Raw genomic sequence first — 12,121 nt, forward strand, 5'->3', positions numbered from 1 at the left:
CTGGTGTGCGTCCTGTCCGCCGCCGCGAACAGCGCCGCGCCGGGGGGGGGCGCCCGGCCCCCCCCCCCGGGGGGGCCCCCCCCCCCCCGACCGGATCAGGCCAGCACGGCGTCGACGGCCTTCTTCAAAGCCGACGGCTGCGCGGGCGAGGTCGGCGCCTTCTTCCTGAGCTCTTGCAGCCGCGCCCCGATCTCCTGGAGCTGCTTACGTCCCAGGCGCTCCCGCACCTTCGGGAACCACTCGTTCTCCTCTTCATCGATATGGTGGTCGACGTTCTCGATCAGCACGGTGGTCTTCGCGGTGAAGTGCTCGTCGTCGGGCTTCATCGCCGCCAGCTCGCTGACCAGCACGTCGGCGACGTGGTGCTCCTCGTAGGACTCCAGGATGTCGTCCTCGAGCTCGGGCACGAGCTTGCGCACCTCGGGGTACATGCACTCGTTCTCGAGATAGGTGTGCACGGTGAGCGCCTGAATGATCTTGTTCACCACGTTCGCCTTGGTCCGGATGGCGTCGTCGCCCGCTTTCTCGAACTCCCGGAAGAGTTTTCGGATCGCCTTGTGGTCGTCGCGAAGCAGCACGATCGCGTCGGTGGTCATTGCTTTCTCCTTGCGTCGGGGCCGGTTCTCTGCCGACATTCCCGGGGCCGCGCGGCCGAAACCGCGACGTCCACCGTGCGGCCTGCCCCTCGGCGGGTCGTATGGTGAGCCGCGGACAGCACAGGAAGGACGAAGATGCCCCACGCCGACGACTACGCACGTGAGCTGGCCGAATTGGCGCAGCCCTCGGAGATCACCGTCGCGGTCGCCGAATCGCTCACCGCGGGCAGGCTGTGCGCCACCTTCGGCGCCGCGCCCGACTCTTCCACCTGGTTTCGCGGCGGCCTCGTCGCCTACAGCTCGGAGGTCAAGCGAACGGTTCTCGGGGTGCCCGATGTGCCGGTCGTGTCACGGCCCGCGGCCGAAGCGATGGCCACCGGCGTCCGGAGCCTGCTGAATGCCGTTGTCGCCGTTGCCGTCACGGGCGCGGGCGGTCCCGACCCGCAGGACGGACAGCCGCCGGGCTCGGTGTGGTTCGCGATCGCCACCGAGCACGACGTGCGCGCATGGCACCATCAGTTCGGCGGGGAACCGGAGCACGTGCTCGAGCAGACCACCGCCTGCGCGGCCGAGGCGCTGCTCGACACCGTGCGCGACCTGCGCTCGGACCGTTCGCCGAAGTGACCCGCGGTCACGACGAACGGCGATGCTTACGGTGGCTGGTGTCGCAGAACGGGTAGTTCTTCGAGCGCTTACACAGGCACAAGGCCACCAGGAACCGGTCGGAGCGCACCGTCCGGCCGTCCGCGGTGACGAACTCGACCGGGCCCTCGATCAACGCGGGGCCGTCGGCGGTGAGCGTCACTCGCCGCCACTGCTCATTGCCGGATTCGGTCGGCACGGATCACCACCAGATCTTCCATACGCTGGCCGGGTCCGATCAGCCCGGCCGATTCCAGCCAGTCCGCGCGGCGGCGCAGCACCGGCCCGAACGGCACTGTCGCCCTGGACACGACAGCGGCCTTCAATTCTCGCTCGCGTAGCTGGGCCAGCGTCGTATCCGGATCCGACAGCGCCGAATGCACGATCAACGCGACACCACGCGGTTTCAACAGGGCGGGCAGCGCCACGCACAACTGGTCGAGGACCGCCCTGCCCCCGGCGCCCGCATTCCACGCACGAGCGATGCCGCGCGTGTGGGCCCCCACCGGGGCCGGGACATACGGCGGGTTGGCCAGCACCAGATCGAAACTGCGCCCGCCGAGGACCTCGGCGAAATCACCGCGCAGCACCTCGGCCTCGATACCGCGCATCCGGCAGTTCAGCCACGCGGACACCACCGCGGCCCTGGACACGTCCACCGCCGTCACCTTCGAGGCTCCGGCGTACGCGGCGGCGACGGCCAAAGCGCCGGTGCCGGTACACACGTCCACCGCGTGCCCGCCACTCGGAACGCCGGCCTCGGACAGGGCGCGGACGAGCAACCAGGTGTCCAGCTGCGGCGGATAGACGCCGGGGGGTCGAATCAACATCACATTCGCCGGATAGCCCGCCCAGTCGTTACTCAATCACCCCCGCTGACCGTCTCGCTGCCGGTTTCCCGCAACGAGCTGCGGCCCGCGCGCCAGGCCTCGAGCACATGATCGGCGAATCGGTCCTCGAGCAGGTTCGTCACCTGAATACCGAATACCACCGACTCGGTCAGCTCGGGCTCGCGCCGGAGCAGATCGCCGATCACGCCGGTGCGCATGACCTGCTCGTGCACCGCGTCGGCTTCGACGTGCTCGCGGTAGAACAGCAGGCACGCGGGGTCGGCGGCCAAACGTTCCAGCGCCTCCACCAGGCGCCGCGCGCCGGGCGGCGAGGTGATCTCCACCGTGGCGAAATGCCCCACCAGCGCGCCCCGCAACGACCGGTGCAGCCCGAACAGCGACATCATGTTCATCAGCGCGAGCATCGGCGCGGGCACCACATCCAGATAGTGCAGATAGTCCGGGTTCAGCCCGGCGCCCGCCAGCAGATCGGCATACAGCTGCGCGTGCACGCGCTCGCCGCGCCCGCCTCCGAACTCGTCGAACTCCACCGCCACCAGCGACGCCTTGGCTTGGCCGCGCAGCCGGGGAATCACCCAGACGTAGGGGTCGGCCTCTTTGTGGTGATAGATCGAACGGTGCACGAAGTATTCGCGCATGTGCCACCATTCGCTCTCGTCGCGCAGGAAACGGCTCAGGCCCTCCGGGTCGGCGGGCGTCACCAGCAACCGTTCCAGCTCCGCGTCGAGATCATCTCCACCGGGCACGTCCTCGCGCAGCGCGCGCAGGAATCGCTGTTCCAGCGCGGCGCGCAGCCCCAGCAGACCCGGGTCCCATTCCCATCCCGCGTCGACAGCCGCGAAACCGTGATAGTACAGTTCGTAGCAGGTGTGCAGCGCCAGATGCAGGTCTTCGCCGTACGGGTCCACCGAGCCCGGCACCGGCACCGGCACCGAACCACCTGGTCGGCGGCCCAGCAGTTTCACCACCGCCTCCGACAGCTCGCCGCGCGGGCGGGGCAGGTCCTGTTTCGGAGCGCCTATCGTGACCGTCATACCGATCGTTTACCCCCGTCGAGCGCTGTTATCGCGGCGCGGCGCGGTAAGAATGCCGTGGCCGTCCTCGCAGACGCGGGGACGGCCACGAACCGAGGCGAACTGTCCCGGAGCTACCCGTTCGCCTTCTTGTACGCCTCGACCACCTCGGCGGAGATACGTCCACGCGCCGAGACGTCGATGCCGTTCTTGCGCGCCCACTCCCGGATCACCGTGGCTTGTTCCCGGTCGTTCGCCGACCGCAGGACACCGCCGCGGCCGCGCCGCGCACGGCCGACCTTGCGGGCATACGGAACCCATTGTTCGAAGAATCCGCGTAACTGACCGGCATTCTCCGTCGACAAGTCCATCTCGTAGGCCACGCCGTCCACGGCGAAAGACACGGTTTCCTCGGCCTGAGACTTGCCGTCGTAGTCATCGACCAGTGTCACGACGACCTTGCGTGCCATACAGATAATCCCTTCACGGTTACCGAGCGCGTGCAGTCGAAAAAACAATCGTAGCCAGTAAATAACAGATCGGTTCCGCCCCCGGAACACCGGGGTCCCCCGCGCGGCGCAGGACGGTTCGCGGCGAACACCTATTGCGGCAACCGTCGAGCCTCCACATATTGCCCGCGCACCCGGCGCAGTGGCAAACCGCCCTGCCAGCACGAGCGCGCCCGGACAAAGAAGCGGTGGTGGGCTGTCGGTGATCGATGTCCGCAATCGTCATTCGCACGCTGCATTTCCTTTTTCGGGCGGCGACGCCATCGGCCGAAGCGGCTGCGGCCAGCCGAACAATCCACTCGATCCCGCCGTCGGCGACCGGGCCGGGCAAGACGACACCGGCTTCCCCCACACCGCTGCTGCGACGACAAGACAGCCGAATTCGATCGCGCTGACGCGAAATATGTCTCCGCGAAGGTGTTGCTGCGAACCTGAGAGCCTCCGGCGCTTCGGCCGATCGGTGCGCCCGGCCCGCCGGAATCTCGGGCGCGGTGAACCGTCGGCAGGCAGGGAAAGGCATCGAGCACATGGCAGACAACGACGATCAGCACCCCCCGGAGCAGGGCGGCGAGCCGGACGAGGCGCTCACCGCGCCCGCGGACCCGCCCGCCCCGGTGGATCCGGAGGAAGAGGATCTGGCGACACCGGCGGAACCGGACACTCCCGCACTGTCGCGGCGGAAGCTGTTGGCGGGCGCGGGCATCGCCGCGGCGGTGGTCGCGGGCGGCGGCCTGGCCGCGTGGCTCACCACACGCCGCACTCCCGGCGCCGGAGGGGTGAACCGCGCCCTGAAGATCGGCTACGGCGGCGGCGTCTGCGAGGCGCCGCTGTACGTGGCGCATCACGAGAAGATCTTCGAGAAGCACGGATTGGACGTGCAGATCGTCAAAACCGGCGGCGACGAGATCAAGGACGCGGTGGGCGCGGGCAAACTCGACGCGGCGCCGGGCATCTTCTTCTCCTGGCTCAAACCCATCGAACAGGGCATCGACGCCAAACTCGCCGCCGGGCTGCACGAGGGCTGCCTGCGCATCGTGGTGCCCCCCGACAGCCCGATCAAGTCCGTCGCCGAGCTGCGGGGCAAGCCGATCGGCGTCGGCGCGATCGGCGATTCGGCGATGTCGTTCTTCTCGCTGGACCTGCTCGACGCGGGCATCAACCCGAGCGAGGACATCGACTGGCGGGTCTTCGCCGCCGACCAGCTGACCGACGCACTGGTGCGCGGTGACATCGCCGCGATCGCGGCCAGCGACCCCAACGGCCTGCTGCCCACGCTGAAGGGAAAGGCTCGCGAACTGACCAACAACTCCCAGGGCACCAACCGGCAGCTCTACTGCTGCGCGACCGCGATCAACGGGCGGCTGCTGCGCGAGGACCCGGAGGTGGCGCGGGCGCTGGTGACCGCGTGGGCCGAGGGCAGCCGATGGGCGGGCGCGAACATCTCGCAGACCGCGGCCATCGAAGTCGACAACAAGTACGTCGCGGCGGACCAGCCGACCATCGAAGCGATCCTGAAGACCTACGGGTACAACCCGTCGGCGGCGCGACTCGAGAGCGAGATCACCTCCGGCATCGCCAAATTCGCCAAGACCGGCTACCTGGACCGCAAGACCGATCCGAACGCGCTGGCCGCCAAGGTCTACGCGGATCTCGGGCTGAACTGGTGACACCGCGATGACCACAACCGCCGACACCGCCGCCGTCCGGGCCGATTCGACCTCTCCCGCGACGCGACCGCCGGGAACCGCGGTGACACGTTATCCGCCGACGCTCGGCTTCGCGCTCGCCTGGGCGGTGTGGGCTCTGACCGCGGTGGTGACGCTCGCGGTCCCGGACGAACTGGACGTCGCGGCGCCGCTGGCGGCCGGAGTGCTGTTCACCGCCTGGACGGCGGCGCTCACGGTGTGGGCGGCCTACGCCTACCGCGACCGCGCGGCCACCCTGCGGCTGCGGTACTGGACACCGTGGATCGCGGTGCTCGGCGTCTGGGTGCTGGTCTGGGAATTCGCCACCGCCAAGACCGGGTGGCTGCAACCCCCGCATTTCGCGTCGCCGCAGCAGATGCTGCTGGTTTTCTACAGCGACGCGGGCCTGCTCGCGTCGAGCACGTGGCATTCGATGCTGCTGCTGGCGGTCGGGTTCGTCATCGGCGCGGTCGCCGGCCTGAGCACCGGCATCGCCCTCGGCTGGTCGAAACTCGCTGCCTACTGGGGTAATCCGGTGCTGCAGACCGTCGGCCCGGTGCCGGCGGGCACGCTGCTGCCGGTGGTGCTGGTGCTGTTCCCCACCACTTACAGCGGCAGCATCTTCATGGTCGCGTTCGGTGTGTGGTTCCCGGTGGCGGTGCTCACCCGCGCGGGCATCGCGGGGGTCGCGCGCGGCTACTTCGATGTCGCGCAGACCCTCGGGGCGTCCAAGCGTTTCCTCGTCTGGCGGGTCGCGGTGCCCGGCGCTCTGCCGAGCATCTTCACCGGACTGTTCATGGGTCTGGGCGCTTCGCTGGCCGCGCTGGCCGTCGCGGAGTTGCTCGGCGTGAAGAACGGTCTGGGCTGGTACATCCAGTGGACCAAGGGGTGGGCGGCCTATCCGCGGATGTACGCGGCGATCGTGATCATGGTGGTGGTGTGCCGCACGCTCATGCTGCTGCTGTTCCGTGTCCGCAACCGCGTGCTGGCCTGGGAGAAGGATCTGGTGCGATGGTGAGCGGCGCGGCACGCGGCAGCGCGGTCGAGATCGATGCGGTCTCACATCAATTCGCGGTGGCGGGCGCACGCCCGCGCAACCTCGTCGAGCGCCTGCTCGGGCGGCCCGCACCCGAACCGACCCGCGCGCAGCAACTGGGCCGGCTGCGGGTGCTCACCGACGTGTCCCTGCGGATCGAAGCGGGGCAGTTCGTGGCGTTGCTCGGGCCGTCGGGGTGCGGCAAGTCGACTTTGTTGCGATTGCTCGCGGGACTCGAGCGGCCGTCGCGGGGCGTGCTGCGCGCCGACGGCGCGTCGATCGAGGGCCCGGATCCGCATCGGGCGTTGATGTTCCAGGATCCGACGTTGTTCCCGTGGCGGACCGTGGAGCAGAATGTCGCGCTCGGACCGCAGGCTCGCGGCACCCTGGCCGAGGACCGGACCCGGGTGGCCGAAGCCCTCGCACTGGTCGGTCTCGACGGTTTCCGGGACACGTACCCGGCGCAGCTGTCCGGCGGGATGGCGCAGCGGGTGGCGTTGGCGCGGGCGCTGGTGAACCGGCCGCGGCTGTTTCTGCTCGACGAGCCGCTCGGCAAGCTCGACGCGCTCACCCGCGCCACGCTGCAGACCGAGATCGTCCGGCTGTGGCAGGAGGACGGGTTCACCGCCGTGCTGGTCACCCACGACGTCGACGAGGCGTTGCGGCTGGCGGACCGGGTCGTGGTCTTCTCCGCCCGGCCCGGGAAGGTGGTGCGGGACGTGCCGATCGAACTGGCCCGGCCCCGCACGCATGATGATCCGGAATATCTGCGGCTGCGGGGCGAGATCCTGCGGCTGCTCGGCGAGACAGGCAGGGCCGTCGCATGACCGCAACCCACCCGCGCACGAGCGGGGTCTTCGACTCCGTCACCGACGCGATCGGCAATACCCCGCTGGTCCGGCTGAACCGGGTCGCCGAGGGGATCACCGCGACGGTATACGTCAAACTCGAGTACCTCAATCCGCTGGGCAGCGTCAAGGATCGGGCCGCGCGGTCGATGATCGACGCCGCCGAGGCCTCCGGTGAGCTGCGGCCCGGCGGCACGGTCGTGGAGGCGACCTCCGGCAACACCGGCATCGCGTTGACCGCCATCGCCGCGACCCGCGGCTACCGGACGATCGTGGTGGTGCCGGACAAGACCAGCGAGGAGAAGCTCGCGCTGCTGCGCGCCTACGGCGCACAGGTGCGGGTGACCCCGGGCGGGCGGCCGGCCGATCATCCGGAGCACGTGCGCACGGTTGCGACCCGGCTGGCCGCCGAGATCCCTGGCGCGTGGTTCGCCGGGCAGTACGACAATCCCGCGAATCCGGCGGTGCATCACCGGACCACGGGTCCGGAGATCTGGGCCCAGACCGGCGGGCGAATCACCCACTACGTCGCGGGCGTCGGCACCGGCGGCACCGTCACCGGCGCGGGCGAGTACCTCAAAGAGGTGTCCGGGGGCGCGGTCCGCGTGATCGGCGCCGACCCGGAGACCTCCGTCTACGGCGGCGGCGACGGTCGGGCCTGGTACGTCGAATCCGTCGGACACTACCGGCATCCCGACACCGAGAACGACCAGTGGCCCACCTCGTATCACCCTGCCGTCGTGGATCACATCGAGCGGATCGGTGACCCGGAGGCGCTGGAGGTGCTGCATCGCCTCGCCCGCGAGGAGGGGCTGTTGCTGGGCGGATCGTCGGGAACCGCGATCGCCGCCGCCCTGCGGGTGGCGCGGACACTGCGGTCGGACGACGTGGTGGTCGTCATCGCCCCGGACTCCGGTCGCTCCTACCTCACCAAGTATTTCGACGACCAGTGGCTCGGCCGTTTCGGCTTCGCGCTGCGCGATCGAGTGACCGGACCGACGGTGGCCGATGTGGTGGGCGAGGTCGCCGGAAGTCCGCGCACCATCCCGTCGGATGCGACCGTCGCCCACGCTCGAACGCTGCTCGGTGCGGCACCCGCACTTCCGGTGCTGTTGCTGCGCGACGAGGCCGGACCGGTCGTGGTACCGGAAATCCTCGGCGCGGCGGTCGCGACGACACTGGCCGGTGCGCCGGACGACGACCCCGTCATCGCTCATCTGGCCCCGCCGCTGCCGGTGGCGGGCACCACGGAACCGCTGACCCGCGCCGCCGCCCGGATCTCCGGCCATTCCGGGCCGGTCGTGGTGGCGCACGAGGGGCGGGCCATCACGCTCGTCGACGCCGCGCGCATCACGGCCGCGGCCCGGCAACTCGGAGAACGACAGGGAGATTCGCAGTGAGACGTCTCGCCGCCACGGCCGCGATGGTGCTGGCCGGGCTGTGCGCCGGACCGGGAATCGCGGCCGCGCACGTCACGGCCGGCGCACCGGACGCGGCCCCCGGCGGGTACAGCGTGGTCACGCTGCGGGTTCCCACGGAATCCGAGACGGCGGGCACCGTGCAGCTGGAAGTCGGCCTGCCTCTGGACCATCCGCTCGCCGTCGTACGCACCGCCACGACACCCGGATGGGATGTGTCGACGCGCCGCACCACGCTGCCCGCGCCGATCGACAACGGGCACGGCACCACGGTGACCTCGGCCGTGTCGTCGGTGACGTTCACCGCGCAACCCGGGTCCGCCGTGCGGCCAGGGGAATTCGGGGAATTCCGGCTGCTGCTCGGTCCGCTGCCGGACGTCCGGGAACTCGCGCTGCCCACGATCCAGACCTACAGCGACGGCACCGTGGTCTCCTGGATCGAACGCAGCACCGACGGGACACCGGCCGACAAACCCGCTCCGGTGGTGCGCCTGAGCGACGGATCCGGCCACAGCGGGCACGAGGCGCCCGGCGCCAACGCGGCGGGGTCCCCGCGATCGCCTGTAGTGCCGCAGAATTCGGATTCGGGTGGATGGGCCGGTTGGATCGCGCTGGTGGTGGCGCTCGGCGCGCTGGCTCTGGCGGCGGCGCCGTTCGTGCGCGGCGCGCGCAGCCGGTGACCGTCCGGGCACGCGCACTGCTGGCCGGGCTGTTCGCGGTCGCGGCCGTGTTACTGGCTCCGTCGGCGGTCGCGTCGGCGCACGCCGTGCTCGTCGCCACCGACCCCGCGTACGGTGCGACCGTGCCGGACGCTCCGACGCGGGTGACGGTGCGTTTCGACGAACCGGTGACGGCGGCGGGCGCCGGTGTCACCGTCTCCGACAAGGACGGCCGCCGGGTCGACACCGAGGCGGTGTCGACCGCCGACGGCGGCCGTGCCGTCGTGGTCGGAGTGCGGCCCGATCTGCCCGCTGGGACGTATCTGCTGAGCTGGGTGGTGCTGTCCGCGGACGGTCACACGGTCAGCGGTTCCAGTGTGTTCGGTATCCGGGTGCCGCCCGACCTGACCCTCGGCGATCCACCTCGTGATCCGGTCGCGGTCACCGCCGACGGCGTAGCCAGGATGCTCACCGCCGTCGGATATCTCGGTGTGGTGCTCGCGGTCGGCGTCCCCGGGGTGACGCTGCTGGTGTGGCGTGCGGGGACCGGGACGGCGCTGGTCGCGCAACTGACCGGGATCGGGGCGGTCACCGTAGTCGCCGTCTCGCTGCTCGCGCTGGCCATGACACCGGCCCGCCTCACCGGCCCCGACGGCTGGGCCGATCCACAGGTGTGGGCGCAGGCTCTCACATCCTCGCCGGGTGTGGCGGCCGTGGCGCGCGCTGTCGCCGGCGCTGCGCTCGCGGCCGGTCGGTCGCGACCGAAAGTGATCGCCGTCGCGGGAGCGGTGATCGTCGTGGCGACGGCGGCGTCGGGCCACGCCCTGGCAGGGGGAGACCGACCCGCCGCGTTGTTGTCCACCGCGGTCCATGTGCTCGCGATGGCGTTGTGGGTGGGTGCCGTCGTGCTGGCCGTCGCGGTCCGGCTGCGGCCGGACCGCTCCGCCGTGCTCCCGCGCTTCGGCCGCGTCGCGATCGCCGCCGTCGCCGGGCTCGCGCTGACCGGCGTCTATCAGAGCCTCCGCTCGGTCGACCCGCTCGCGGCACTGTGGACGACGTCCTGGGGTCGGCTCCTGCTGCTGAAATCGGCGCTGGTCCTCGCGGCGGCCGGCGTGGTCATCGCCGCGCGGCGAATCGTTCGCGGCCGCGTTCCGCACTCGGCGCTGCGCCTCGAGTTCGTCCTTCTGGCGGCCGTTCTGGTGGTGACCGGCATCCTCGCGGGCACGACACCGGCCAGGGACGCCTACGACCCGCGGGTCACGGTGACCGCCGACCTCGGCCGGGCGCGAGCCGAGGTCACCGTCGACGGCGCCGGTACGGGCGAACAAGAGCTGACCGTCCACCTGCGCGACGCGAGCGGAACCCCGATCGACGCCTCCGCCGTCTCCGGCCGACTGACCCGTACCGGCGATGCCTCGGGCCCCATCGACGTTCCCTTCCGGCGGATCGAGCCCGTCGAACTGGGCCCGCACTATTTCGTTTCCCAACCGGTGCGCGTTTCCCTCCCCGGCTATTGGCAGTTGCGGTTGACCGTCCTCCTGGACCGCACCACCGGCTATACCGCCACCGTGCCTTATCGCGTGTGGTGACGGGGATCGGTAGGCCCTAGCGCGTTCCGCGCATTCGACCCACGAACGGCGAGGACACGTCGCCTCGGACGACGACGCAACCTCAGCGCCGGGCTCAGCCGCCGGGCTTCTGCCAGACGGAGACGTGTCCGCGGCTGTCGCTGGTGAACGGTTCGCGTGTCCACCCGTCCCACCGCGCATCCAGCCTCAGTCCGGCGATCTCGGCCATCAGGTCCAATTCCGCGGGCCACATGTCCGCGGAGAACTCGACGAGGTCGGTGCACCGTCGGGCGCACCGCGAGGCGAGGCGCTCGGCGCCGAGGAGATGCGCGGCTGGCTGGTGGAGATCATCGCCCGGCTGGCCTACCTCGATCCGGCGCGCATCGACGTGCACCGGCCGCTGGTCGAATTCGGTCTCGGCTCAGCGGATACGGCCATCTCGACACCTTCCTCGGACGCGGCTCCGCACTCGACGTGTACGGGCACATCCTCGAATTCCTCGACGGCTGCTCCACACCCCGAGCGCGGGATACGGCGTGAGCGAGCCACCGGACGACGGACGTTCGCTGCGCATCGCGATGTTCGCGGATTTCCACCCCGCCACCCTCGGCGGCATCCAGACGTCGATGCGCGCCCAACGCGCGGCGCTGGAACGGCTGGGGCATCGGGTCACCGTGTTCACCATTCCCCCGCCGGAGCCCACACCGCCGGACTCCGGGATCGTCGTTCTCACGACCACGGGCGGAATGACCGTGAACGGTTATCCGGTAGCGCTGCCGACCCGCAGGAACGCGCGCCTCATCGACACGGTCTTCGCCGAGCGCGGTTTCGACGTCGTGCACGCGCAGACCACCTACGGCGCGGGCATCGCCGGATTGCGCGCCGCGCGCAAGCACGGACTTCCCGTCGTCCAGTCCATGCACAGCCGCGACGATTCCTTCATCGAACGCAATTCGCCGTTTCCCTACCTCGCCGCCCTCACCATGCGCGTGCTGCACGGCGGGTTCGTCGGCTTGCGCAAGGAGCTGCCGCGCCTGCCGGAAAGCCGAACCGCGCGGCACGCCTGGCGGCCGCTCGTCGCGCAGGCACAGGCCGCGGACCACGTCGTGGTGCCGACACGGCATTTCGCGCAGCGGTTGGCCGCCCACGGGGTGGATCGGCCGATGCACGTGGTGTCCAACGGAGTCGACGACGATCTGGTGCGCGTCCTCCCGGAGCGTCCCCGCGACCGGAGTCCGCGGCTGCGCGTGCTGTGGTGCGGGGGGGGGGGCGGCGGGGGGGGCCGCCGCGGGCCCC

At 70.5% G+C, this 12,121-nt stretch carries 14 protein-coding genes; 8 read left to right on the forward strand and 6 right to left on the reverse strand.

Annotated features, from left to right (window positions below; translation table 11 throughout):
- Positions 1–95: 95 nt before the first annotated feature.
- Positions 96–596: a hemerythrin domain-containing protein gene (locus tag ACWEH3_RS32040; RefSeq protein WP_450024406.1), complete on the reverse strand. Its 501-nt coding sequence runs from the start codon at positions 594–596 to the stop codon at positions 96–98.
- A 135-nt stretch (positions 597–731) separates the two neighbouring features.
- Here ACWEH3_RS32040 and ACWEH3_RS32045 point away from each other — a divergent pair, with 135 nt between their 5' ends.
- The gene (locus ACWEH3_RS32045) at positions 732–1,220 is read left to right on the forward strand and encodes a CinA family protein (protein WP_450024404.1); all 489 of its coding nucleotides are present in this window, start codon (positions 732–734) and stop codon (positions 1,218–1,220) included.
- A 7-nt stretch (positions 1,221–1,227) separates the two neighbouring features.
- On the opposite strand, the gene ACWEH3_RS32050 is transcribed toward ACWEH3_RS32045, so the two are convergent.
- From ACWEH3_RS32050 to ACWEH3_RS32065, 4 genes are all read right to left on the reverse strand, one after another.
- On the reverse strand, positions 1,228–1,437 hold the full coding sequence (locus tag ACWEH3_RS32050) for a CDGSH iron-sulfur domain-containing protein (protein WP_355080570.1): 210 nt from the start codon (positions 1,435–1,437) through the stop codon (positions 1,228–1,230).
- Positions 1,415–2,068 (reverse strand): HemK2/MTQ2 family protein methyltransferase, encoded by a 654-nt coding sequence (locus tag ACWEH3_RS32055; RefSeq protein WP_450024401.1) that lies wholly within the window; start codon positions 2,066–2,068, stop codon positions 1,415–1,417. The genes ACWEH3_RS32050 and ACWEH3_RS32055 overlap by 23 nt, the downstream gene beginning before the upstream one ends.
- Before the next feature lie 32 nt (positions 2,069–2,100).
- Positions 2,101–3,123, reverse strand: coding sequence for an iron-containing redox enzyme family protein (locus ACWEH3_RS32060; protein WP_450024399.1), 1,023 nt, complete (start codon positions 3,121–3,123; stop codon positions 2,101–2,103).
- A 113-nt stretch (positions 3,124–3,236) separates the two neighbouring features.
- On the reverse strand, positions 3,237–3,572 hold the full coding sequence (locus ACWEH3_RS32065) for a histone-like nucleoid-structuring protein Lsr2 (protein WP_281880583.1): 336 nt from the start codon (positions 3,570–3,572) through the stop codon (positions 3,237–3,239).
- A 566-nt stretch (positions 3,573–4,138) separates the two neighbouring features.
- Between ACWEH3_RS32065 and ACWEH3_RS32070 the strand changes: the two genes are divergently transcribed.
- Genes ACWEH3_RS32070 through ACWEH3_RS32095 form a run of 6 tightly spaced genes read left to right on the forward strand, consistent with a single transcriptional unit; the run spans position 4,139 to position 10,846 of the window.
- The gene (locus tag ACWEH3_RS32070) at positions 4,139–5,278 is read left to right on the forward strand and encodes an ABC transporter substrate-binding protein (RefSeq protein WP_450024396.1); all 1,140 of its coding nucleotides are present in this window, start codon (positions 4,139–4,141) and stop codon (positions 5,276–5,278) included.
- 7 nt (positions 5,279–5,285) lie between these two features.
- Positions 5,286–6,314, forward strand: a complete 1,029-nt coding sequence (locus ACWEH3_RS32075) for an ABC transporter permease (protein ID WP_450024394.1) — start codon at positions 5,286–5,288, stop codon at positions 6,312–6,314.
- Positions 6,308–7,159 carry an ABC transporter ATP-binding protein gene (locus ACWEH3_RS32080; protein WP_450024392.1) on the forward strand — a complete coding sequence of 284 codons (852 nt, stop codon included), beginning with the start codon at positions 6,308–6,310 and terminating at the stop codon, positions 7,157–7,159. Before ACWEH3_RS32075 ends, ACWEH3_RS32080 begins: the two co-directional genes overlap by 7 nt.
- Positions 7,156–8,580, forward strand: a complete 1,425-nt coding sequence (locus ACWEH3_RS32085; protein ID WP_450024390.1) for a PLP-dependent cysteine synthase family protein — start codon at positions 7,156–7,158, stop codon at positions 8,578–8,580. The genes ACWEH3_RS32080 and ACWEH3_RS32085 overlap by 4 nt, the downstream gene beginning before the upstream one ends.
- Positions 8,577–9,278: a YcnI family copper-binding membrane protein gene (locus tag ACWEH3_RS32090; protein WP_450024388.1), complete on the forward strand. Its 702-nt coding sequence runs from the start codon at positions 8,577–8,579 to the stop codon at positions 9,276–9,278. The genes ACWEH3_RS32085 and ACWEH3_RS32090 overlap by 4 nt, the downstream gene beginning before the upstream one ends.
- Complete coding sequence (locus ACWEH3_RS32095) at positions 9,275–10,846, forward strand: copper resistance CopC/CopD family protein (protein WP_452358456.1); 1,572 nt, start codon at positions 9,275–9,277, stop codon at positions 10,844–10,846. The genes ACWEH3_RS32090 and ACWEH3_RS32095 overlap by 4 nt, the downstream gene beginning before the upstream one ends.
- 94 nt (positions 10,847–10,940) lie before the next feature.
- On the opposite strand, the gene ACWEH3_RS32100 is transcribed toward ACWEH3_RS32095, so the two are convergent.
- Positions 10,941–11,219 (reverse strand): hypothetical protein, encoded by a 279-nt coding sequence (locus tag ACWEH3_RS32100; protein ID WP_450024384.1) that lies wholly within the window; start codon positions 11,217–11,219, stop codon positions 10,941–10,943.
- Positions 11,220–11,361: 142 nt separating this feature from the next.
- Between ACWEH3_RS32100 and ACWEH3_RS32105 the strand changes: the two genes are divergently transcribed.
- A partial coding sequence (locus tag ACWEH3_RS32105) for a glycosyltransferase (RefSeq protein WP_452358457.1) occupies positions 11,362–12,121 on the forward strand: 760 nt, incomplete at its 3' end.

It is taken from the genome of Nocardia sp. NPDC004718 (assembly GCF_053601535.1).